The 25154-nt window shown below is 48.2% G+C and carries 20 protein-coding genes; 14 read left to right on the top strand and 6 right to left on the bottom strand.

What is annotated here, in order from left to right:
- The first annotated feature begins 162 nt into the window (after positions 1–162).
- From B0475_RS11545 to B0475_RS11560, 4 genes are all read left to right on the top strand, one after another.
- Positions 163–2832, top strand: a complete 2670-nt coding sequence (locus tag B0475_RS11545; RefSeq protein WP_077412010.1) for a hybrid sensor histidine kinase/response regulator — start codon at positions 163–165, stop codon at positions 2830–2832.
- A gap of 182 nt (positions 2833–3014) precedes the next feature.
- A complete protein-coding gene (locus B0475_RS11550; RefSeq protein ID WP_077412011.1) occupies positions 3015–5084 on the top strand; it encodes a TonB-dependent receptor plug domain-containing protein in 2070 nt (689 codons plus the stop codon).
- A gap of 10 nt (positions 5085–5094) precedes the next feature.
- Positions 5095–6546: an aminomethyl-transferring glycine dehydrogenase subunit GcvPB gene (gene gcvPB, locus B0475_RS11555; protein ID WP_077412012.1), complete on the top strand. Its 1452-nt coding sequence runs from the start codon at positions 5095–5097 to the stop codon at positions 6544–6546.
- A gap of 49 nt (positions 6547–6595) precedes the next feature.
- Positions 6596–6913 carry a diacylglycerol kinase gene (locus tag B0475_RS11560; RefSeq protein WP_232781874.1) on the top strand — a complete coding sequence of 106 codons (318 nt, stop codon included), beginning with the start codon at positions 6596–6598 and terminating at the stop codon, positions 6911–6913.
- Between the two features lies 1 nt (position 6914).
- Here the strand turns inward: B0475_RS11560 and B0475_RS11565 are convergent, their stop codons facing one another.
- Complete coding sequence (locus B0475_RS11565; protein ID WP_077412014.1) at positions 6915–7334, bottom strand: VOC family protein; 420 nt, start codon at positions 7332–7334, stop codon at positions 6915–6917.
- A 121-nt stretch (positions 7335–7455) separates the two neighbouring features.
- The gene (locus B0475_RS11570; protein WP_077412038.1) at positions 7456–8937 is read right to left on the bottom strand and encodes an amidohydrolase family protein; all 1482 of its coding nucleotides are present in this window, start codon (positions 8935–8937) and stop codon (positions 7456–7458) included.
- Between the two features lie 169 nt (positions 8938–9106).
- Here B0475_RS11570 and B0475_RS11575 point away from each other — a divergent pair, with 169 nt between their 5' ends.
- The 7 genes from B0475_RS11575 to B0475_RS11605 all read left to right on the top strand — a co-directional run bounded on the left by B0475_RS11575 (position 9107) and on the right by B0475_RS11605 (position 16658).
- Complete coding sequence (locus B0475_RS11575; RefSeq protein WP_157892887.1) at positions 9107–9733, top strand: hypothetical protein; 627 nt, start codon at positions 9107–9109, stop codon at positions 9731–9733.
- Between the two features lie 257 nt (positions 9734–9990).
- On the top strand, positions 9991–10482 hold the full coding sequence (locus B0475_RS11580) for a GspH/FimT family pseudopilin (protein ID WP_157892888.1): 492 nt from the start codon (positions 9991–9993) through the stop codon (positions 10480–10482).
- Positions 10475–10993 (top strand): type IV pilus modification protein PilV, encoded by a 519-nt coding sequence (gene pilV / locus B0475_RS11585; RefSeq protein WP_157892889.1) that lies wholly within the window; start codon positions 10475–10477, stop codon positions 10991–10993. Before B0475_RS11580 ends, pilV begins: the two co-directional genes overlap by 8 nt.
- Positions 10990–12240, top strand: coding sequence for a PilW family protein (locus tag B0475_RS11590; RefSeq protein WP_077412039.1), 1251 nt, complete (start codon positions 10990–10992; stop codon positions 12238–12240). Before pilV ends, B0475_RS11590 begins: the two co-directional genes overlap by 4 nt.
- An 8-nt stretch (positions 12241–12248) precedes the next feature.
- The gene (locus tag B0475_RS11595) at positions 12249–12809 is read left to right on the top strand and encodes a pilus assembly PilX family protein (RefSeq protein ID WP_077412018.1); all 561 of its coding nucleotides are present in this window, start codon (positions 12249–12251) and stop codon (positions 12807–12809) included.
- Between the two features lie 18 nt (positions 12810–12827).
- A complete protein-coding gene (locus B0475_RS11600; RefSeq protein ID WP_077412019.1) occupies positions 12828–16235 on the top strand; it encodes a pilus assembly protein in 3408 nt (1135 codons plus the stop codon).
- A gap of 27 nt (positions 16236–16262) precedes the next feature.
- Positions 16263–16658 (top strand): type IV pilin protein, encoded by a 396-nt coding sequence (locus B0475_RS11605; RefSeq protein ID WP_198538220.1) that lies wholly within the window; start codon positions 16263–16265, stop codon positions 16656–16658.
- Positions 16659–16735: 77 nt separating this feature from the next.
- On the opposite strand, the gene B0475_RS11610 is transcribed toward B0475_RS11605, so the two are convergent.
- Both B0475_RS11610 and B0475_RS11615 read right to left on the bottom strand, forming a co-directional pair.
- Positions 16736–19186, bottom strand: coding sequence for a serine/threonine-protein kinase (locus tag B0475_RS11610; protein WP_077412020.1), 2451 nt, complete (start codon positions 19184–19186; stop codon positions 16736–16738).
- Between the two features lie 8 nt (positions 19187–19194).
- Positions 19195–19728: an ECF-type sigma factor gene (locus tag B0475_RS11615; protein ID WP_157892890.1), complete on the bottom strand. Its 534-nt coding sequence runs from the start codon at positions 19726–19728 to the stop codon at positions 19195–19197.
- 178 nt (positions 19729–19906) lie between these two features.
- Between B0475_RS11615 and B0475_RS11620 the strand changes: the two genes are divergently transcribed.
- The 3 genes from B0475_RS11620 (at position 19907) to B0475_RS11630 (ending at position 22366) form a co-directional block, all read left to right on the top strand.
- Positions 19907–21442, top strand: coding sequence for a right-handed parallel beta-helix repeat-containing protein (locus tag B0475_RS11620; protein WP_077412022.1), 1536 nt, complete (start codon positions 19907–19909; stop codon positions 21440–21442).
- A gap of 70 nt (positions 21443–21512) precedes the next feature.
- Complete coding sequence (locus tag B0475_RS11625) at positions 21513–21941, top strand: HIT family protein (RefSeq protein ID WP_077412023.1); 429 nt, start codon at positions 21513–21515, stop codon at positions 21939–21941.
- Positions 21938–22366, top strand: coding sequence for a potassium channel family protein (locus B0475_RS11630; protein ID WP_077412024.1), 429 nt, complete (start codon positions 21938–21940; stop codon positions 22364–22366). Before B0475_RS11625 ends, B0475_RS11630 begins: the two co-directional genes overlap by 4 nt.
- 270 nt (positions 22367–22636) lie before the next feature.
- On the opposite strand, the gene B0475_RS11635 is transcribed toward B0475_RS11630, so the two are convergent.
- Together B0475_RS11635 and B0475_RS11640 are read right to left on the bottom strand one after the other, a co-directional pair.
- Positions 22637–23965, bottom strand: a complete 1329-nt coding sequence (locus tag B0475_RS11635) for an MATE family efflux transporter (RefSeq protein ID WP_077412025.1) — start codon at positions 23963–23965, stop codon at positions 22637–22639.
- A 112-nt stretch (positions 23966–24077) separates the two neighbouring features.
- A partial coding sequence (locus tag B0475_RS11640) for a thioesterase domain-containing protein (RefSeq protein WP_232781875.1) occupies positions 24078–25154 on the bottom strand: 1077 nt, incomplete at its 5' end.

The raw sequence follows: 25154 nt of genomic DNA on the forward strand, positions 1-25154 counted from the left end.
CAAAAACAAATTAAAATCAACAAATTACAAACCGTACTTATTGAAATTGTTAAAAATATCTTTCGACCCGATTGATATTTAGCTACAATCTTATGTTCAGCCACATAATTAAAGGTGGTGGTTGGCCACTATAAGCTCGTGGTTGTTATCAAGAGGGTAATCATGATTCATCTGAAAAATAAAAAGCTGTTACTGTTCATTTTGTCGGTCCTGATGATGTTTTTGGGCATCGCCGAAACTCAACAGTTCACGGTTTCTCTGCTGTGCTTTTCACTGATTATGTCGGCAGGTTGGTTGTATACCTTACCACCCATTCACAGCCGGTTTGATGAAGTGGTTGAAGCACAGGTTTCCAGGTATGTTCCCATATTAGCCAGTCTGGTTCTGGCCGTGTTTTTCTGGCTCACCGAAGACAGCCTGACCGCCTTGTTCCTGACATTGTTGCTGTCCTGGGTAGCAGGGATTTTGTTGCTCGCTGATCTGGATCTGGAAGCCAGTGCAGCAGCCACCGGTGCTCCGGTCATCAGCCTGATTGCGCTGATTATCCTGCAACCGGTGGAACAGTTAAACCTCTCCAGCCCAATCTTGTTTGCTTTGCTGGTGGTGGTGATCATTGCTTTTTTGCTGACGGCCATTAAGTTTTTTACCAGACAGCAGGAAGCCCTTAAAAAGACCACCGATCCACTGCCCTCTTCGCTGGCCAAACAGGTGAAAAAAACCGAAGATGCCAAAGCCGAAGTCAGGGACCTGAAAGAAGACATCAAAAACCTACAGGTTGATTTATCAGCGGCCGAGATGGCCAAAATGGAATTCCTGGCCACCATGAGTCATGAAATCAGAACGCCACTGAATGGAATTGTGCCGTTGATAGACATCGTCATGGATACCGAACTCAATGATTTTCAACGAGACTACCTGACCACTGCACACACTTCAGCCACTCAAATGCAAAAGCTGATTGATGATCTGCTGGACTATTCCAAAGTGGAGGCCGGTAAACTGACCATCGAAATGACCGGCATCAAGTTGAAAAAAGTGGTTGATGAAGTGATCGACAACCTGAAACCTTCTGCTGAGCGTAAAGGGCTGGCATTCAAAATCAAATTTGATGATCAAATCAATCCCTTGCTGCGGGGCGACCCGATCCGCATCAGACAGGTGCTGACCAACATCATCTCCAATGCCATCAAATTTTCAGATCACGGGCGCATTGAAGTGGTCATCAAAAAAGTTAAAAACTTCTCCACCAGCGAGTTGATTCGCTTTTCTGTGAAGGATCAAGGCATTGGAATTTCTGAAAATCAAACAGAAAAACTCTTCAATGCTTTCACTCAGGCGGATAATTCCTCCACCCGCAAATTTGGTGGGACCGGACTGGGGCTGGCCATCAGTAAGAAAATTGTTGAATTGCTGAAAGGTCAGATTGGCGTCGAATCAAAACAGAATGTAGGGAGTAATTTCTGGTTTGAAATACCTTTCAGTAAATCAGCCGGTAGTGGTTTGAACAGTGAAGGAACCGAAGTACATCAACACCAGGCCATTTTGTTGAATACCAATCCAGCATTGTTCAAACAAATCCAAAACAACCTTGAGCAGGCACAATTACCCGTACAAACCTCATTGAATTACCAACATGCATTGTCCAGGGTACAGGCGGCAAGGGGCATTCAGGATGGAAAAACAACCTTGCTGTTCATAGACTTTGACACCAATGCAAAAACCCTCAGACAGCTGATGTTACTGGTTGAAAAGGGGGAACTGGATGATGTATGGATCTGCGCCGTTTCCAAGAACGAACACATTGCCGGTGTTAAACAATACAAGAACATCCAAATCATACCTGCTGACAAAGACATCGAATTGATTCTGGGTGAATTTGAAAGACGCCTTTATCCTGAAAAAGTAATGGAACTGGATGAGTCACAGGATGATGAGGTGGCCAATGATTCAGAGCCCACAACAGAGTCAGACCAAGAGCAGCCGGAGGAATCTGAAACAACCGGCAAAACAAGCTCCGAAGCGGTCAATCTCAAAGACATTTCAGAGACCATTCTGCTGGTAGAAGACAACGAGGTTAACCTCAAAGTGGCGCAAAAACTGATCGACTACATCGGATTCCCATTCGATGTGGCAGAAAATGGCATGGTGGCCCTGAATAAAGCCAAGAAAACCCGCTACCGCCTGATCTTGATGGATTGTCAAATGCCGGTGATGGATGGCTACTTCTGCACCAAAAGAATTCGCAAATACGAAGCCAATCACAACCTCAATCACACGCCCATCATTGCCATGACGGCCAATGCCATGCTGGGTGATAAAGAAAAATGTCTGGATGCCGGTATGGATGATTACATGTCCAAACCATTGAACCGGTACGTACTGGAAAAAACCCTGAAAAAATGGGACCCGTTCGAATCTAAAAAGGCCACTCAAAAAACAGCAGCAGAGACCAAGCCAACCGTTGACCTGAAACATGTGGCTGCCATCAACCCTAAATGGCTCAACGTCAAAGCGCTGGCTGAAATCAAAACATTCATGGGTGAAGAAACCCATTCACTGTTGGATCTGTTTCAGCAAGAATCACCGGAAATGCTGGAAAAATTACGCAGCTTCGGTGAAACCAAGGATTTTTCTGAGGCCCAGCAAGTGGCCCATACACTGAAATCAACCGGGGCAAACATCGGCGCCATTGGCTTCAGCCATTTTTGCAAAAAAATTGAACAGGCGGCCATGGAGGAGAATCTTTCTGAGGTCACCGTCAACATCGAGAAAGCCAGAAAAGCCTATATTCTGACCGTCAACGAAATCAAAAAATACATCAGTGAATCATGACCAAACCGGCATAACGACAGATGGATCATCGCGTCGATGAAACGTCAATCATGCCGGTTTCATTCAGCTCTCGTTCAGTTTCACAACCGGACTTGAGCAGAACTCATCAAAGTCCGCCTAAATGGTTGAATTGACAGGGTTTGCGTAGTAAATTATCGCGCTTTGCCAAGACCATACCCGCCATGAAAAAACTGTTTTTACTGCTGCTGTCCATACAGGCTGTTCAGGCACAGGAATTAACCGATGATCAAAACCGTGCTGAAAACCCTGATCAGGACATCGAGTCGCTTGCCCCGTTGCAAGTCACAGCCAGTAAAACAGCCACTGCCACCAATGACAGTGCCACCGCAGTATCTGTGGTGACACGTGATGAAATCAAAAACAAGCCCAATACCCTGTTGCCAGATTTACTCCGCCAGGAATCGGGGGTTTATATTCAGCAAACCACTCCTGGTCAGGCCATTCCCATTATCCGGGGTCTGAAGGGTTCACAAAATGTGCATTTGGTTGATGGCATGCGTCTGAACACCGCCTTTTTCCGCAACGCACCTAATCAATACCTGGCCCTGGTCGATTCGTTCATGACCGCACAGATTGAAGTGGTGCGCGGTCCATCTTCTGTGTTGTATGGCGGGGACGCCTTGGGAGGGGTGGTCAATGTCCTGACTCACACCCCTGAGTTTTACAGCCGGGAGTGGGAACTCAAAGGGCAGGTTTATTCATCCTGGGACAGTGCCGATGAAAAATGGATCAGTCATGCTGGTGCTGATTTTGGGAACAACAAGATTGCTTCAACCATTGGTCTGAGTTACCAGGACATCGGTCAACGCACCACCGGTTCGGGTGAATCCATTCCTTTCACCGCATACACGTCCAGGTCATTGAATAACAAATGGGTATTCAACACATCTGACATGACCAACTGGACATTCGATCTGCAATATACCCATCAACCTGCCACACCAAGGGTTGATAATCTGGTGGCCGGATTCGGAGAGACCGAAGCAGAATCCAGGGTCTATCTGTTCCGGCCCAATGAACGCCAATTTGCGCATCTTAAATACACCTCAGCCAACCCTACAAGCTGGTTTGACATGGCCAATGTACACCTGGCATACCAGAAAATCAGTGACAACCGGTTCTCCCAACCGCTCTCTGGCAGCCGTACCGATACGGAACAAAACCAAAGCGAACTGTTGACCCTGCAAGCTGACTGGAACAAAGCAATGGATGATGACAGCATGCTGGTTTATGGTTTCGAATCTTATCTGGACACCATTTCAAGTGCCCGCCAGCGGTCTTTGACCAGCGGAGAGGCGGTGCCACGTGATGCAAGATATCCGGATGGCTCCTCCATGCAATTATTGGCTGTGTATGCTGACTGGCATCAGTATGCCGGCAATCATGAGTTCACCACAGGGGTCCGTCTCAGCGACTACGACATCGACCTGAACAGCCCCGACATTGAACAAGACCGGCTGAACCTCACTGACCTTACATGGCACGCCAGCTGGCTGTACAAAATCAACGATCAAGACCGGATATTTGCCAACATCGGTCGTGGCTTCAGACCGCCAAACATTTTTGATCTCGGACAAGTTGGGGAACGGTCAGGTAATCGCTTCAACATCATAAACCCCAACCTGGAACCTGAATCAGTCATTTCAGTGGATCTGGGCTATAAGCATGCCGGCAATGGTTGGCAAGCCGAAATTGTTGGTTTTGTGTCGCGTTATCAGGATGTGATAGCCTCTGTCGAGACCGGAGAAGTCACGGACGATGGAATGACAATCGTGCAATCACAAAACATCAATGAAGTTGATATCGTGGGCCTGGAAGCAGAACTGAATTATTACTTTTCCAACGGTGGGCATTTATTTGCCAACCTGACTTACACCCACGGAGATGAAGAAACCGAAGATGGTGCAGGTGCTGCAGATCGCATTCCACCAACTTTTGGGGTGATCGGTTATCAGCAAGACCTGAGTGATCGTTGGAAAATGCGTTCTCAGGTTCGCTTTGCAGAAACCCAGGACCGGTTGAGTGCCCGAGATTTAAGCGATCCCCGCATCAATCCGTTTGGCACCGGTGGTTTTGTGGTATATGATACGCATTTCACTTGGCAACAGGGCATCGATCGTCAGGTACGATTGGGTGTGGAAAATTTGTTTGACAAGAAATACCGTGAACACGCTTCTGGCCTGGATGCTCCGGGCAGAAACTACCATGTTTCCTTCTACTATGATTTTTAAAGGCTGAATCATGCTCATTTTTGAAAAGTCCAAAGCCGGCCGCACGGCGACCGCACAATCTCCTGATGAAGTGGATGTAAACCACCTGATTCCAGAGTCTTATCAACGTGGCAGCCGCCTGGGCATGCCTCAGGCCAGTGAACTGGACGTGGTGCGTCATTACACCCAACTGAGTCAAAAGAATTTCGCCATTGATACCCATTTCTACCCACTGGGATCATGTACCATGAAATACAATCCCAGGGCTTGTAACGCTCTGGCCATGAAGGACGAATTCCTGGCCCGTCACCCACTGGCCCACGAAAGCCTTTCTCAAGGCTACCTGGCCTGTATGTATCACCTGCAACAAATCCTGCAGGCGGTAACCAACATGAAAGGCGTGTCACTGACTCCCATGGCTGGAGCTCAGGGCGAATTCTCCGGGGTGGCAATGATCAAAGCCTATCATGATGACCGCCAGGATTTTGAGCGTCGGGAAATCATTGTGCCGGATGCGGCCCATGGCACCAACCCCGCCACTGCCATCATGTGTGGTTATAAGGTCAAAGAAATCCGCACCGATGAAGATGGCAACGTGGATATGGACGCCCTGGAAGCTGCCCTGGGCCCACAAACAGCAGGCATCATGCTGACCAACCCTTCCACGTTGGGGGTGTTTGAAAGCCGCATCAAAGAAATCGCTGAAAAAGTTCACGCCGCAGGTGGCCTGTTGTATTACGATGGCGCCAACCTGAATGCCATTCTTGGTAAAACCAATCCGGGCATCATGGGTTTCGATGTGATACATATGAACCTGCATAAAACTTTTTCCACACCACATGGTGGTGGTGGGCCAGGTTCAGGAGCGATTGGTGTCAGCGAAAGACTGTTGCCATTTATGCCTGTCCCTTATGTGGGTAAAGATGAATCAGGATACCATTATGTCACCGCCAAAGAAGCGCCCAAATCCATTGGTCAGCTGTCCACTTTCGCTGGCAATGCCGGGGTAAACCTCAGGGCGTATATCTATGCCTTGCTGAATGGCAGAGAAGGCATGCAGCGAATATCAGAATTCGCCACCCTGAATGCCAATTACCTGATGAAACGGCTGGAGGCCATTGGTTTTGATCTGGCCTTCAAAAAACGCCGTGCCAGCCATGAATTCATTGTCACCCTCAAGAAACAGGCCAAAGACCTGGGATTGACTGCCACTGACCTGGCCAAAGCCTTACTGGATGAATCCATGCATGCACCAACCATCTATTTCCCATTGCTGGTCGCAGAATGTTTGTTGATCGAACCGACTGAAACCGAGTCAAAACAAACCCTTGATGGATTTGTAGAGGCCATGGGTAGAATTCTGGAACAAGCCAAAGTGGACATCGAGCACCTCAAACAGGCACCGTACTCCACGCCGGTCAGACGAATGGATGAAGTCAAAGCAGTCAAAGAACCCAACGTGGTACATAAAATCAGTGTCTGATTCCGGATTCCGGGGCCCCAGACAAATAGTCAGGGCCTTCAAGTGGTCCATGCAGGGGCTGAAAGCAACCTATGTTGCTGAAGCCTCTTTCCGCATGGAAATCTACCTGTTGGTTCTGTTGACACCGTTGGGCATTTGGTTGTCATCCTCTCATCTTGACCTGATTCTGCTGTTTGGTTCTGCCTTGTTGGTCCTGCTCACAGAGATCCTCAATTCAGCCACCGAGGCTGTGGTTGATCTGGTTTGTGGTGAAGAACGTCATGAGTTGGCAGGCAGAGCCAAAGACATGGGCTCTGCCGCGGTGTTTGTCTCACAGCTGATCGTGGTATTGACCTGGGGACTGATTGCCTGGCACAACCTCAGTTAGGTCACCAGGGCCCACTGTTTGCCATTGATGCCCATGGTTCCTGAACCGGCAGTGCATCCCCTTTCTGTAGCAATTCAATCGAAATGTTGTCCGGAGAACGGACAAAAGCCATGCGCCCATCGCGGGGTGGCCGGCTGATCACCACACCCTGATCCATCAGTGACTGGCACAAGGCGTAAATGTCATCTACCTGATATGCCAGGTGACCAAAGTTCCGTCCCTCAGCATAACCGGCCTCATCCCAGTTGTGGGTTAGTTCAACCATCGCCGCCTCATCACCCGGGGCATGTAAAAACACGAGGGTGAATCGTCCGGCCTCAACATCCCGTCGACTGTGTTCCACCAACCCAAGTTTTTCGACATAAAATTGCAACGACTCATCCAGATCACTGACGCGAACCATGGTATGCAGGTATTTCATAGTTTATCCCCTGAATTAAAAAAATTATTTTAGTCACCAGACCGTAGAAGGTGAGTGTTTATCTCATCCGATGAAACGTCATGAACGTTTGGCTTCTGCGACCAGCTAAACCCTGATGGGATCATTCTTTGACCAGATAATTCACCGGGTTTTGCTGACGCGCTGCTTTCACCATATCCCGCACAGCTTTGAGCATGGTGGGGGCATGGTAGGGTATGCCATCCTTGATGGTCCAGCTGATACCTCCGGTTGACTCATCGCCTGTCAAGGGCGGTATGTTGCGAGGTAACAGCACCGATAAATCAGCCAGTGGGTTACCATTGACCACCACCAGGTCAGCGGTGTATCCAATGCGTACCTGACCCAGGTGGTCTCCCTGGCCCAACACCCTGGCTGAATTGACAGTGGCGTGTTTGATCACTTCCAGGGGGTGAAATCCGGCCTCCTGATGCAGTTGTAATTCACGCAGATAACCAAAGCCAAACAGCTGATAAATATAACCACCATCCTCACCGGTGGTGATCACTCCACCCATTCGGGCAAAATCCTGTAAGGCCTGAAACCAGATTTGGTAGTTGTTTTTCCAGAACACTTCATCGGTGCTGGTCCAACCCCAAAAAAATGACCCGTGTGAATCAGCATTTGGCTGAAAAAAACGTTCCAACCCGGGGTGCAGGTAATCTTTGAACCAGGGTGAGCTGATGGCCCGCTGTAAGTCTCTTGAAGCCTCATAAATGACCAGGGTAGGATCCCAGGCCACCCCGGCTTCTGCCATACCTTTGAGCACTTCTTGCAAACGTGACTGATCAGCTTCACGCCACAAGCGACCGGCATAGCGAAAACGATGTAACTCATTGGAGTAGTTCATATCAGCAGGAAAATTCTGCACCCCATGCAAGGCTGCATCTGGTACTCCATACCAATGTTCAATGGTGGAGGTGCCGGCTTTGATGTTGTCCCAGGCCGTCATGTCTTCTACGCCTACATGATTGGCCACTTTCAGTTGATATTGACCCGCCAGTCTTGAGGCTTCGGTGAATGTTTGTTGATCCATCATGCCAAACTTCAGACCATCTGCACCTTGCTTATGAAAACCACTGATGCGTTTTTTCAGTTCAGCTGCCTGGTGATTACCCCATATCCCCGGATAGACGAATATCCTGGGGGCAATGATCTCATGCTCAGCACTCAGTTTTTTCTGTTTCAGGGTTTCTTTAAGGTCACTGCCCAAATCACGAATGGTGGTGATGCCACTGGCCAGCCACAAATGATGCTGATACGGTTGCGGCATATCAAGACCGCCCCTTGAATACATGCTGTGGGCGTGCATGTTGATAAACCCGGGCAACACATAAGAACCAGTCACATCCAACATGGGCAAAGCCAATTCGCTGAGTTTTGATTCATCTCCACTGGCCGATATCTGCTCAATGCGTCCGGCTTTGATGTGAATGTCATAAGGCCCCTCAGCCGGGGTGCCAACGCCAACCACCACCATGGCGTTGGTGAGCAACCATTCTTCGTGTTGCTGGTTGTGCCATGTTTCATCTGCCAGGGCCAGTGAACTGATCACACAAAACATAAAAGCCAATTTTTGATTCATCTTCAGACCCATTGAGGTAAGGAGTGATGATTGTATCAACTGCCCGAAAAGATAACCAGTACCCGGTATGCTGAAGCTTAACCCATTCTGAATGGTCTTTTCATATTCAGTTTTGATTCAGTCGCTGCCCGTAAATTCAAGGTTAACGTAACAACCGGAGAATCTTGAAATGAGATCAATCAAAGTTTATATGACCCTGCTGGCGCTGCTGACCAGCCTCAGCGCATTCGGTGACCGTGGACGTGACCGCGGCCACCATGACTCACACAAACCGCTGACCCAGTCCTCACGACACCAGCATTCGTCACGCAAAAATGGTTATGGCCAAGCACACCATTCCTACAAAAAACACCACAAAAAGAAGGGCCATCAACCACGTCATGGACAAGGGTTTTCCGGAGACTACCGGCACAACCCAAACTTTGACAACCGTCGCTATGATCACGGATACAGCAAGTATCCTCAAGGTTATCGTGATTACCCTGGTTACAAAGCCAAAAAGCACTACAAGAAATGGCGAAAAAATGCCTGGAAGCACCATAAAAAATGGTACAAAAAACAACATCATTTTTACCATTACCAACCCTATGCTGATGACTGGTACCGTTATCAACCATTGCGGGGGCTTGGCCACTATTTCCACCGCAGCGGATATGGCTATGGACATTGGCACGAAGGCATGTGGTGTCCTGATTACCACAGTGAAGCTTGGTTCAGAAACTACTACAGTCACTATCCATACCGTGATGGCTGGCGATTTGGTGACGGGGACTTTGGCATTTGGTTCAGTTTCTGACTGGATCTGCATCGCTTTTGTTAACAGGCCCTGTATACCAGGGCTTTTTATATTGTGTATTTAATGTACACAAAGGCACAGTGACAATAATTGTCATCGATGAGACCGTATTTGCATTTTCTCAGTTATTTATATCTTTTTGTAATTTTTATACCATTAATCATAATTTTCGTTGCTGATGTGAAATTACTCTGATATTTTATTAGTTGATAATATAAATTAAACAGTGGGAAACTTCTGCTATGGGTGTGTTAACAATGAACAACAAAGGATATACAACCATCGAATTGGTCATCACCTTGGTCATCGCCATGATCATGATGTCATTTGCCCTGGGGCCCATCAGAGACCTCATGCTGCGCATGCAGATGTCAGACCAGGCCACCTTGTTTCAACTGGACCTGAATTACGCCAGACAAGAGGCGGTGAACCGTTCTTATCCGATCACTCTGAGCCCAAATGAATCCTGGAAAAGCGGCTGGGTTATCTTCGAAGATCGCAATGGCGATGGCATCTTGAATAACAACGATGAACAATTGCGTGAATCAGCGTATCAAGATGACACCTTCAAATTACAAGACAGCGGTCAGGATGTACCGATCACATTCACCCGATTTGGTAGCCTTCAAACTCCTGTTGAACGGGTCTTGAACCTGTCGCATGAAGACACTGAACTGGTAAAAATGGTGATCATGGCCGCAGCCGGTAGCGTCAGCATCCGAACCGATGAGGATGGCAACAATGGCTAACATGAGTTCTTTGCGCCAGCAGGGCTTTTCGTTGATTGAAGTGTTGATTGCGCTGGTGATATTTTCTTTTTCCTTGGTGGGTGTGGCTGGCCTGATGTCGATTTCAATGAAAGGTAACCACAATGGGTACCTTCGATCTCAGGCCGTTTTACTTAGCCAGGACATCAACAGCAGAATGCGCGCTAATCTGTCAGGTTTGTGGGAAGGCAGTTACAACGGGTTGTCCAGCACTGTGGGGGAAGCAGATTGTAGCCTGGACAGCCCTTGTACCCCTCAGGAACTGGCTGAATACGACAAAATCAACTGGAGCAAGCAACTGGCTGCTTTGTTGCCTGGTGGAGAAGGCTTCATTGATTGTGAAACACCGGATTTACCACCCGGCATATTGTCATCCGGATTGTGGGTGGCCTATCCTCCATTTCCCGGAATTTGTTCAATCTCCATCAATTGGTATGAACTGAATGAATCCGGCAAACAAGCACAAAGCGTCAGACTGGTGGTGCAGCCATGAAAAAGCCCCTTTTCAAAAATCGTCACACGGGTTTTACCCTGATTGAATTGATGGTGGCTTTGGTCATTGGCCTCATTGTGATGTTGGGATTGGTGCAGATATTTTCAAACGTCACTTCAATGAATGTGGCACAAAACGGGCTGGCCCGGCTGCAGGAAAATGGCCGGTTCATGATGATGCGCATGAAAAATGACATTGAAGCCATTAGTCATCAACCCTGCGCTTCCATCTCAATGGACAGTCCACAGGTCATCAACGAAGGGTTTGCCGTCAGACCCCTGTACAGTGCCATCGAACTTGACAATGGCCTGCCATCTCCCGGTTTGATTGATCCACAGTATCTGATTCAGGGCCATGAGTGTGGTGTAGACGGATCATGTTCACCAGAACTCAACATTCAACCTGGTGGCCACCAAAACGCGAGCATCCCCAACTCCGGCACCAGTGCTGGTAGCCGGGCACGGTTCACCGACGTTTTGACTATGCGGGTCCTGACCGGCGGTGGTGTACTGGTTGATGACACAGTGACCCCCAGCACCGATACCTCAGTGACTTTATCAGAATCACCCACCGGTCCCACATTGAACCTTGAAGATGGTGATGATGTATTGATTGCCAATTGTTATAAGGCCCTAATTTCGACGGCACAACCTGTCGGCAACAACCGGATCGCCATCAGTCAAGGCCTGATTGACTCCAATGCATCGGTATCATGGGCATCAAAAAACTCAATGACTCAGGTCTACAACTTCAGCAAAGATTTCGACACCATTTCATACTACGTCGGGTTAAAAAACGACCCCTCGACTGAGAACCGGTTGATCAGCTCACTGTATCGGGTCGAAAACGGTGAAGCTCCTGTTGAAGTGATTGAGGGCGTTGAGCGATTCGATGTTTCTTATGGCGTGAGATTCAATGATGGAACCATGGGCTATCTGACTGCTGACGACATTCAATCCGCGTTTATTCCCAGATGCGTAACTCCGCCTCTGGTGCCCGCTGATATGGGCCTGGATCCCATGGAAAATACCGCTGGTTGTCTGTGGCGATCGGTGTTTGCTGTACGTCTACACGTGTTGTTGAACACCGTGTATAACAGTTCACCCAGTGACAGCGAAAGTTACGTTTATTCAGTGGACGGTTTTGAAGAACAATTGCCCAATCAAATCCCTTCCGGCCTTGACCCTGGCAAAATGTACCGTCGGGAGTTCACCGAAACCATTGCGCTGAATTCAAACAATTTATAGAGGTAATTATGACAACAATAAAACAGCAACAAGGCGCTACATTGGTTGTCGGAATGATTCTGATGTTGATCATGACATTCATTGGTCTGACATCAATGAAAAACACCGCGCTGGAAGAAAAAATGGCAGCCAGCCTCAGAAATAAAAGCTTATCCGAAGGCGGTGCTGAAAGCGCACTGCGTGCTGCCGAAGATTTTCTGTGGAATTACTATGCCACCAGCAACGGTCTTGCGCTGGTGGCCGATGAAACTGGCACTTTTGGGGTTTACACCCTGGGTGCACCGGATGCCCAGGCTTTCAGATCTGGCAGAGAATGGTCAACCCTGGGCACCGAACATGATTACGACTTCACCAGTGCAGAGGATGCATTTTTACAAAAAAACCCCCGATACATCATCGAAGAAATATCCGGTGGCGCGGGGTTTGTTGGACTGGCAGAATTTGGTGATGACGGTTATGGCGGTTCTGCAGGTCTGCTGCGAAACTATCGAATCACGGCCAAATCGGTCAGTGGTGACGGCAAAATCATTGAAGTGGTTGAATCAGTTTTTTCAACCCGAACCAATTAATCAGGTGGATTCAACATCATGAAAACGACACAAAGAATTTCAAAAATGCTCATCACTGCCGGGGCGGTTACCCTGGCAGGCATGACTAACAGTTCAGCCGAGCCGTTGAACCTGACAGATGTGCCGCTTTATCTTCAGGACTCGGTACCGCCGGCGATCGCTTTGTCCTTTGACAACTCACCAAAAACCCAGAAAACCTACCTGTTCTATGTGGAAGGCTATGATGGCAGATTACCCAATGGCAAAGACGCCATTGCTTCTCCAGCGGTTAACATCAACTATTACAACCCTGAAGTGATTTATTATCCGCCTTTGTTTTCAGATGGAACGCCCTACCCTGATTCCAATTTCAATGCAGCCTGGGTTGATGGGTTTGAACTGCGTGGCGGGACCAACGTCAGCGCCCGGGTTGACTTGTCCCGGGATTTCAAAGTAGTGACCAATTACAATGCCCAGAACGGCCAGCAAACCACTTATGGTGGCAACAACGTGACTGGTGTCAGGGCCTTTTATAACAAATACATTGGTACAGATTTTCCCAATGACGTCAATGACAACCGTAATTTTGTCAAAGTAGAGATCCCTCCCAATCAGGAAACCAACTTTGCCAACTGGTATTCTTACTACCACACCCGCAACATGCTAATCAAATCTTCGGCTTCACGCGCTTTTGGAGTGTTGGATGAGGATTTTAAAATTGCCTGGCAAAGTTTCAAGAACAATGACGGGTTTGAAATACCCATGATGCCCATGAGGGGAGCCCACCGGGAAGCCTTCTGGGACTGGTTGCTAAATCTCAAAGCCGGTGGTGGCGACTCATTGGTGCCGGCCATGTACCGGGCAGGTGAACTGTTCAAAACAGACCAGCCTTACCGCGAAGACGGGGTTGGAGAATTGCTGGAGTGTCAACAAAACTTTCATGTGTTACTGACCAACAGCTATCAAAACGGTCAGGGTAACAGCAGTGCACTGGTATTGAGCGATGAAAGGGGCACCACTTTACCAGATGGCACGACTTATAACCCGGCAGGTGAGGCAGTCATTTACAAAGAAGCATCAAGCTCCGAAAGTTTTGCGGATGTGGCTTTCAACTATTGGGCACAGGACCTGAAAAGCAACATTGCCAATGGTGTTCCCCGCTACCTGGGCGATCTGACCAATGCCGCCGGAGATGAAATTCCTCTGGGTGTTGGGCAAGACCCCTGGGACAATGAAGCACTCTACTGGAACCCCGGAAATGACCCGGCCGACTGGCAACACATGGTTAATTTTGTGATTGGCCTCGGTGTTCAGGGCACCCTGGATTTTCCAGAAGACTACCGGGACCTGAGAACCAATGGAGACTGGCCAAACTTGGGCGGCAATGATTCTGATGAAGAAATTGATGATATGTGGCACGGCGCATTGAACAGCCGTGGTGAGTTTTTCAGTGTCAAAAACCCCAATGAACTGACTGAGGCTTTTCTGGCTTTGATCGAAAAACTTAAAACCAGGCGCAGTGGTTCCAGCAGTGTGTCCAGTATCTCTTCCAACATCATCACCGAGAACACCACTTTATACCGCACCAGCTTTGATGCCACTGACTGGAGCGGTTCTGTGGTGGCTCAGTCACTGAACAGCGATGGTTCAATCGGTGATGTTCTGTGGGACGCTGCGTGTTTATTGACGGGCGGCCCATGTGGCACATTTGGTGGCGCCGTGGTTCAGCAAACCCAGACCTTTGACCAAAGAAAAATCTTTGCCTATGATCAAACCAATGGTCAGGCCAATCCCTTCAATGCGGCATCTTTGTCACCTAATCAATTGCTTCAGCTGTCTCAATCTCCACTGATTCAAAACGGTGAAGCCACCTTGATTCAACTGGTTAATTACCTGCGTGGCGATCAATCTCAGGAAGAAAAAAATGGTGGCGTATTTCGTAATCGTCGGGTGATTCTGGGTGATGTGATACACTCGTCAGCCAAGGTGGTGCGGGGACCCAGTGAAAGTTATTCAGATGATGCCTTTCCACGTGATTCAAACATCGTAGCCAGCGACAAGCCATATAAGGACTTCAAGGTACAATATGCTGAGCGTCGCAACCTGTTACTGGTTGGAGCCAACGACGGCATGCTGCATGCTTTTGATGCCAACACCGGAAAAGAAATGTGGGCATACATCCCCAGCTTGGCATTCAAAAACCTCCATAAACTGGCCAGTCCAGACTACGAACATCAAAACTTTGTTGACTTAACCCCGGTGGTCAGGGATGTGTTCATCAATGGCAACTGGAAAACTGTTGCCATTGGCGGCCTCAGACTGGGTGGCCAGGGATACTATGCCCTTGATATCACCAACCCCACCGCTCCCCGGGTGTTGTGGGAGTTCACTGAATTCAATGATGGTGACATGGGATACAGCTATTCCGAGCCGTTCATCACTCGACTGAATAATGATAAATGGGTGGCCTTGCTACCCAATGGATACAACAGTGTGGTCAGAGATGGGCGGGCAGGTTCAGGTGACTCTGTGCTGTTTATGGTGGATATGGAAACCGGCGGTGTTTTGAAAAAATTCCGTACTGGAGAAGGCAACTTTGACCGCTCCAATGGCATGGCCGGCGCAGTAGTATCAGACGTACCCTATGACATCACTGGCGATGCAGTGTTCGTGGGAGATTTACGCGGTGATGTATATCGCATTGATCTGACTGATCCAGGCTTTCCTTTTGAAAAAATGATTGACACGGTGAATCCATATGAAACACCCATCACCACACCTTTGCGGTTGACCCAATATCAAAACTTCTCCAACTCACCAACCGACATCATGGTTCATCTGGGTACCGGAAAATTCATAGAAGTTAACGACCGCACCGAACAGCTGGAACAAAAACAGTTTGTTGCCGGCATATTTGATCAGGGTGCCGCTTCATCTACATACCCGATCAGCCTGATGAATGAACGCGTGATAGAACAGGTCATCACCTCTGAAGATAACATCAGAACCCTGACCAACACACCGGTCAGTAAAAGTAACCACCTGGGGTGGCGGGTAGAACTGCCTGGTGATGGGGAGCGGGTGGTGTCTAAAATGGCCACCAGGGCCAGTGCCCACATTCTGGTTTACTCAACCTACTTACCCAGAGCTGGTAGCGGTTGCGCCACCGGTGGTGCCAGTTGGGTCATGGCGGCTGACAACCGAACAGGTGGGCAACCTTATGCCGGTTCGCTGCTCAATGATGGCAATGCAGATGGCGTTTACATTGAAGACCAGGTCTTTGGTATCACGCCAATCGGTTATGCCGGTGGTGGCGGTGAGATTCTGATCATCAGTACCGATGATCCAGGTGGTGACTGTTCAGGTGAAGAAGATTGCTCCAGCATCTCAGTGACCATTCCGGACTTTACATGGCGCAGAAGAAGTTGGAATCGTGTTGAGTACTAATCAAGGTCAAATAAAATGAATAAACACATGAATAACTCTGGCTTTACCCTGATCGAATTATTGGTCGCCATTGGAATAGTGGCTTTACTGGCTGCTTATGCGATCCCTAATTACCGCGACTATGTGATGAAGTCGAAACGCACTGAAGCAATGAACAACTTGTTGCAGGTTTCTCACCTGCAGGAACGTTATTATGCGAACAAAAATCGTTATGCCACCGCAGATGAGTTACAGCTGGATGAAATATTTCCCACGCCTGATGATACCAATGAACGGGCATACAGCATATCCATGGAGTCAACCAACACCTCTTACACTGTGCAGGCAAAACCCCACGGAACACAAACCAAGGACACCGACTGTCCGCTTTTTTCACTTGATTCAATGGGTAAAAGAAAACCAGACAATGATTGTTGGGACTGAGTCCTGACCAAACCAAACAGACGCCGTTAATCGATTGGACAATTAATCATTCATCCAAACACAATTAATTGAGGCATTTAGCCATCGATCCAATCGGTTAACTGGTGTCTTTTAACGGTGTCTTTGATGGTGGAATCAATCATCCCGGCATCCTGCAGTTGAACCAGCAGGGGTCTGGCCTCATCCGGTTTACTGTTTTCCAGCAAAGCAACCACCAGGGTGTGCAGGTAATACTTGTTGTTGGGTTCCTGCTCATGAATTGGTCTTATCAACTGTTCTGCCCGGAAAAACAATTCATTCGCCTGTTCAATTTGCCCAAGCTCGAGGTGTAATCCACCCACCAACAAATAATCGATCGCCAGGTCATTGGCTGCAGAAAAATTATGGGGGTCGTTGTTCAGGTTAGTGGCTGACATGTTCATTGAACGGGTCAACAACTCCAGCGCTTGTACAGGTTGATTGAGTTGTTGGTAGATTTCGCCTGCGGTACTGTATGAATATGCCTGTTCTCTGCTGTATTCCTGGTTGAAAGGGGCCTTCAATTGAAGCTCTTCTCCCAGTTCAATGGCCTGCTTAATCACTTGTTCAGCGGCTTTCAACTGTTCATCTTCCAGGTAAAAGAACGCCAGTTGATTAAATAAAATCCGCAGGTTGTTTTGTTTTTTCAAATCAGTGCGGTCCTGATCGATGCTTTGTTTGGCCAATGCACTGGCCAGTTCAAGATCGGAGATACCGGTTTGCAACACCCCATAATCCATTTCATACCAGGATCTGGCTTGCAATGAGTGTGAATAACGGTATTGCCAGTCAGCCTGTTCGAGACCTTCAGCCAATTGTTTCCGGCTGATGCCAATCGCATCATCAATGTGTTTCCGGGCTGCATCGGCATTCCCATATTCCATCATCAGGTAGCCATACTCCAGGTGGGCTTCCCACAGGTAACGCTGATCTGCGGCCGGGTCAATCTGCAGCAATTCACCGGCCGCTCTGATGGCCCGGTCAAGCACCGTTTGGGTTTCCTCTTGTTGTCCGGCTGCCGCCAAAACCTGACTGTGCTGAACCCCCAATTGGCTGGCAAGCTGCCAATACTGATGACGGACTGATTGATCATCAGCAATCAGTTGCAGGCGCTCGGCAGCCTGCTGATACATGTGTTGAGCCCGTTCGGATTTGTCCAGCTGATCATATACCCTGCCCGCATTGATGTAGGCTTTCACCGATTGAATGATGCCCTGGGCATCAAGGGCCTGTATGTCCTGAGAAGACAGGTGTGACACACTCTTGTCAGCCACTGCCTGCAACACATCAATCCGCCCGATGCGAGCCAGATTATCAAACAGGTCATCAAGCATGAAATTCATCAACTCGTCGGTGGCATTTTTTTCTGCCACGGTCAGCTGTTGTAGTTCGCTGATATCACGCGTGTACTTGATGGTGAAACCCAAACCAAACAGCACAGAAAAAGCCACCAGCAAAGCCGCCAAACGATGTCTTTTAATGGCTTTCCATAACACGAAAAACACCCGGCTTTGATCGGTGCTCAAGGGCAACCCGCGCAACCAGTGGTGCAAATCATTGCGTACTGCCTCCGCCTGGTCATAGCGTTGTTGAGGGTCAGCAGCCGTCATGTTTTTAACGACCTGAATCAGGTCACGGGGCACAGTGGACTGTCTCAATTGACCAAGCAGTTGACCACGGCCCGAAGGATTTTCCAACTGTTGGCCGAGCAACAATTGACCCAGCATAATACCCAGTGAGTAAAGATCAGCCCGCTGATCCAGCACACCACCAGCCAGTTGCTCCGGTGCACTGTAGCCCTGGGTGCCAAAACTCAAACCCGACCGGACAGCACGTTGTTCTCTGGCGATACCAAAGTCAATCAGTACCGGGTAAGGCACCTGGTTGTGCACATTAATCAGCACATTTCCTGGCTTGATGTCTTTATGAAGCACGCCGCGCTGATGAATGAACTGCAGAACATCACACAGGTTGATGAACAAATCCACCACATCCCGGTGACTCAACTGATGCTGTTTGACGTACTGATCAATGTGCAAGCCTTCAATGTAATCAAGCACCAGCCAGGGCTGCCCACTGGCAGTGATGTCACCGTCCAGAATTGACACCACACCCGGGTGCTTGAGGTCTGCCAACAATTGCATTTCCTGAAGAAACTGCTGTTTAAGTTCGCTGAAATCATACCTGGCAGAAATGAATTTAATGATCACTTTTTGTTGGTAAACGCCATCATCCCGCTGAGCCAAATAGACATCACTCTGGCCACCTGAATCAATTTGTCGGATGATTTTGTATTTGCCCAGATCCTGTTTTGAGATGTCATGTTCTTCAACCAATGCCTGATTCAGCAACTGGCCGAGAGCACCACCTATTCCCTCGTCTGTGAACACGTCTGGTAATCCCCTCGAAGCCAACACCTGTTGTGGTTCAAGCTGATCATTCTGGTCAAATTGCTGATCTAACTGTTGCCACAACTGTTCAAGGTCTTTGCTGTCTTTGTCCCCGCTCATTCCCTGGCTCACTGCATCGCCACAGCCAGCATGGCCCGCGCTTTTTTCCAATTGCGGAACACCGTCCGCTCACTGACATCCATGACTTCAGCAATGTCACTGAATTCCATGTCACCAAAAAATTTAAAGGTAAACACCTGTTCCAATGAGGGGTTAAATGCTTTCAGCCGGGTCAGGGCGTTTTCCAGATCTATCAGGTAATCAGACTCTTTGATCACTTTCTGGCTTAATTCATCTGGCTGGTCAACAAAGGTTAACAGACGGTTTTTCTTGGCTTCATTCAATAAAATATGACGCATAGCCAACGCCGAATAGGCAAAGAAATGATTGCGGTCATTGAAGGTCTTGTTGTTTTGCTGACTTTTCAACCAGGCTTCATTGACCAATGCAGTGGTGTTCAATGAAGAGCCTTTGATTTTGATGCGTTGAATTTTGGCAATTTCCTTGAGTCGCTGATAAACCGCAGCGATGTCCTGTTGTTGTTGATCATTCAATGCAGACTGATCATTGTTCAGTAATTGGGTCAATTGGGCAGAATCCATGATAATCATCTCAACCTGATTACAATCAGGGTAGCAAAGCATACCCTTCATTTCAATCAATATGGATTGGCCGGTATACCTTTTGTGGCCTGGTTCCGTTTATTGTTCCAAATATGTGTCAGTAACTGTTCCGGTCTGTGGTTAATCAGGTATATCTGAACTACACGGGGAGATACCGATGAAAAGCTTATTGATGATGTTTTTACTGTTTACCACGCAACTGGCCATGGGGCTCACTTTTGTGGTCAATGACAACAGCGATGATTTGGGGGACCCGGCACCTGCTGACGGGGTTTGTGAAATGACCCTGGGTTCTGGAAACTGTACCCTCAGGGCAGCCATTGATTCCGCCAATGAAACACCTGGTGGGCCCCATGTGGTGGAAGTGCCCTATGTGCCAGGACAAAGTTACCCGGTTTGGGATGCCAATGGCATTGATGCCTATGTTGAAATGACCATCCGCGGCACCGGCTCAGCCAAAGCGGTGGTAGAAAGTGGCCTGTTTGCCGATGGTGGTATGATTAGAATCGGTGAATCTTTGACGGTAGAAAACCTGGAATTCAGACCCAACACCACATCAGGCAATTATACTTCTGCACTGTATGTAAACAGTCCTAATCAGGTAACGATCAAAGACGTCTTGATCAAACCCGGCCCGGATGGCAACAACATCGGCATGTATGTATTCGGAGGCGTGGTGACATGTAACCGCTGTGAAATCAAAGACGGTCAATCACTCGGGATCCGGATCGCCAACAACGGTCAACTTAACTTATTGAATTCCCGGATCAGTAACAACAACAACCCCTCATCAAACCAGGGCGGTGCTGTGTTTTTGGACTCTGGTGATTTACTGATCAGAGATTCATTGATAGACAACAACACCGCAACGGGATTTGCCCCGGCTTTTGGCCAGGGCGGCGCGGTTTATACCAGTGAAAATACTTTTCTGCACATCGTTAATTCAACCTTGTCCGGCAATAAAGCCTTTAACGATGGTGGCGGCATTTTTGCCCAAAGTGCAGTGCGTTTGGAAAATGCCACCATCACCGCCAACACCGCAGATTTCAATGATGACGGGGTAGGACAAGGTGGTGGTTTATACATCAACGACCTGACCGTAGTGACTGCTAAAAACAGCATCATTCATGGTAACTACCTGCCTTGTCCTGCCGGAGTGCCGTTGTGCTTTCCTGCTGGACGGAACTGTGATGACACCCAAAGTGGCACCATAGGCATTGAATCCCTGGGTTGGGTGATGGTTGGTGATGATGGCAATTGTCCCTTAACCAACCTGACCGGCGAAGCCAATTACACCAGTTCCGTTTTACCTCAGCTGGGTCCTTTAACCTTATTGGGTGGACTGCATCCGGTTCACCCCATCAACGATGTTGGCGCCGAAGCCGACGGTGGCGACCCGAATGGCTGTACCTTTCAGCTGGACACTGGATCTGCACTTGTTGACTTCCCTTTACTGACTGATCAGCGCGGCATGCAACGACCGCTGGAAAGTGATCCTGATTTTAACCTCAACACCTGCGATATCGGGGCATACGAGGCCTCATGTTTTGGAGATGACCCTGATGGAGATTATGTGGGCTCATCATGTGACGTTTGCCCGCTCGACTTTGATCCTCTGCAGGAAGACAGCAACGCTGATGGGATTGGTGATGCCTGCAGTGGTGATTTGATCTTTTATTCAGGGTTTAACTGATGGGCAGTGAAGACTGACAGCCGGGCCATTTTAAAATGAAATTATCTGATGGGCTGTGTACAATGTTGGCATGTCCAGGCACACCGCACACATTGACCCTCAGTTACTGGCTGACAGCCATCCATTGTTCATTCATGGGTCATGCCACATCCGTTTGCACCGAAATGCCAGTCTGCCCTGGGTCATCCTGATTCCGCAAACCAATCACATTGAATTCTGTGACCTGGATGAGCAGCAACAACTGGAAATCACCCGGCTCAGTCGCGTCATAGGGGGATTCTTTAAAACTGAATGTGGTGCAGAGAAAATCAATTTTGCCGCCATTGGCAACGTGGTTCAACAGTTGCACATCCATGTCATCGGCAGGAATCAACAAGATCCTCTTTGGCCTGACGTGGTTTGGGGTCATGTGCTGCCTGATGAAGCCTGGACAGATGGTCAACTGAAGCGGATGAAACAGCGGTTAATCGCCTTGCTCGCAGAGGAATCAAGCACATGATACTGCTGGCCACCATCATCAACATCATTACCGTATCCATGGCGGTGGCCATCCACTATGAGTTTTTGTTTTTTCTGTCAAAAACCATCCGCAAGTTGCACATCAAACCGAGGCAACGGATCGTGGTTGGAGTATTTGGCGCGCTGGTGGCACACGCCATTGAGGTCTGGCTGTTCGCCATGGCATTTTACCTGAAAAACAAGTCAGGCCTGTTCGGTCAGCTGACTGGCAATTTTGATGGCAGCCTGCTGGATTGTGTGTACTTTTCCTTTACCTCCTTCACCACCCTGGGATTTGGTGACATTGAACCCATCGGCGACATCCGCTTTCTGACCGGCATTGAATCACTCACCGGGCTGGTGCTGATCACCTGGTCGGCGTCATTTCTGTTTTTTGAAATGCAAAAATACTGGGACAGCCGCTGACCGTTGCGGACACCTCACAAGGGCATCCGCAGCCGGTGTGATGTCCTTTCGTTGGATGCTGTCCGGGCTGGATACCACCATGACGACAGCACCTAGGCTTTCCTCAGCTGTTTATCAGGCCGTGCCATCTTTCACCCACCCTCAACAACAAAACGCATGTCTTGATCTTATGGCAGGCAGTCAACTTTGGTCATCCAAAGTTCCTTGGCTGTACCCGGCACATCAAATAAACCGATCACTTGAATTACCAGGGCTCTCATGTCACATGAGTTAAACAGCATGAGCAGTTTTCCACTTACCGATTCGCCAAATCATGGATATGAATAGTGTGGCCAAAAGTGTGTAAACGGTATACGCCACCCACACGCCCAACAATCCCATTTTTAAGTGTGGGCCAACAAACCAGGCAGCTGGAATAAAAATCAACCACTGCAACACAAAAGAAACCAGCAGCACAGCGGTGCCATGACCGATACTGAACAGTGTGATGGAAAAAATATAGACCAAACTCACGACACCATTAGTCATGGCAATCAGCTGCAAAGGTACCACAGCAATCTCCAAAGCCTTGCCAGCGGGCATAAATATGGAAAGTACAGTTTCTGGAAAGATTAACATGGGTAACCCAAACAAAGTGATGGTGAAAATCCCAATGACACCGGTCAACCAACCCCAATGATTGGCCAAATCCACTTCCCCTTTTCCCAATGCGTTTGACACCAGGGTTGAAGATGCCATACCCAATGCCATGGCAAACAACAACATGATGATGGTTATTCTGGTCAGTACCGTGGCTGCTGCCACCTCCTCTGAGCCAATCATGCTGATGATCATGAACAGCACAACGAATCCCGCAGCAAAAAACAACTCCTGAAAAATCGCTGGTATCCCCCTGTTAAACAAGGCTATTAGGAGCTTTTTGCCAGGTAAAATGGTTAAAAACCCCTCAGCTTTCATCATCAAAAATGTCATGATGAAAAACAGTGTTGTGGCAAAGACATAGGCAATGGCCGAAGCGATCCCCGCACCTTCTGTACCCATGGCCGGTGCTCCCCAATGACCAAATATCAACATATAATTCAAAACAGCGTTGACCACATTCATCAGAATTTCGATAACCATAATAACCTTGGCACGTGACATACCCGCCCAAAAACCAATGAATGCGCGCATGAAGCCAATGGCCAAAGTGGCCAATATCAATGCCCGCAGGTAAGCACTGCCTTCAGCCACAACCACTGGATCAGATGAAACGAAGGCAAAATAAGCCGGTGTAAAATAGTGACATATAATGGACAGTGGTATGCCAATGATCAGGGCAATCAACAACCCGCCATTCAGCGGCAGACATTTGGGCTGTGAATTTCCCTCTCCCATCCAACGAGCCACGATCCCCTGAACCGCAGGAGTGACTCCTGCCACCAGAGACAACATCATGGCATGGGTGAAGCCCGCGATGCCAAGGGCAGCCAAGGCATCGTTGCCAAGTTTGCCGACCATGAATAAATCAACAAAAACCATTAAATAACCCGAAGCCAGGCCAATGGCGATGGGCACGGCGAGTTTCAGAACAGATCCGATCTTGTTTTTTGTTGTCATATCAGTTTTCAGCAAATTCAGTCAGTCATTGGTTATTTAATTGGTTTACTTGGGAAACAGCGATGAAAAACACATCGACACCAGGCTGTCGATGGGCTTAAACCCAGCTGATTTATTTGTCAATGTGATAGAGTTTTTTCGCTATCTCTTTGACATTTTCTCTTTCCATCATTGAAAAATGATCGCCAACAACCGGGTGTATACTCACCGGTTTCTCAACCAATTCATTCCAGCCATAATCTTCACCAATGTCGAGGTTTGCATTCACAGCGGTGAATAAGTGCAAATCTGTTTTTTTCAGTTTAGATGCGGGGTGGTAGGTATGGTAACTGTCTTGATTGACCCGATAAATATTGAACAAAATTTCAAATTGACCTTTGTCCATTTCAAGGTTGTGGGTTTTCATCTGCTCCAATATGGTTTTCACCTGATCGGACCAATCAATTGTTGCCAATTGCCGGGGGTCCAGCGCCAAACCCACATCAAACAGATCAGCAACCACTGAACACAACTCACAAAGCAATTCTGTGTCGTTGGACTTGGGGTTTTGTTGAATAACCTGCGGGGCAAACGAATCGATCAAAACCAATGATGACACCTTTTTACCTTGCCGGGTTAAAATGCGCGCCATTTCAAAGGCCACCACACCTCCAAAAGAGTGACCAATCAACCTGAAATCACCTGTTTTTTGCACACTCAATACTTTTTCAACATTCAATGCTGCAATCGCTTCGATGCTCTCAAGGATGGGTTCTTTACCATCCAAGCCAACTGTTTGTAGCCCATAGAAAGGTTGATCAACCCCCAAAGCACTGCTTAAGGGCTGTAATGACAATATGCTGCCACCAATTCCCGGCACCCCAAAAATCGGGGTTTTGGTACCTTTTTCTTGCAATGGCACCAACACATCGAAGGTGAAATCAATTTTGTTACCGATCATTTGAGATAGCTGAGCAATGTTGGATGCTTTGAATAAGATTGACAGCGGGAATGAAAAACTGAATTCATGATTGATCTTCGACATCAGATTCACTGCCAACAGTGAGTTTCCACCGAGTTCAAAAAAATTATCGTGGACACCAATGACATCATTTTTAAACCCCAGCACTTCAGACCAGATATCAACCAAAGCAGCCTCAGTGTCATTGCGCGGAGCCACATAACCTGCCTCAGCAGTCAATGTCACGTC

It is taken from the genome of Marinicella sediminis, from assembly GCF_002000055.1.
In the GTDB taxonomy this organism is placed as follows: domain Bacteria; phylum Pseudomonadota; class Gammaproteobacteria; order Xanthomonadales; family Marinicellaceae; genus Marinicella; species Marinicella sediminis.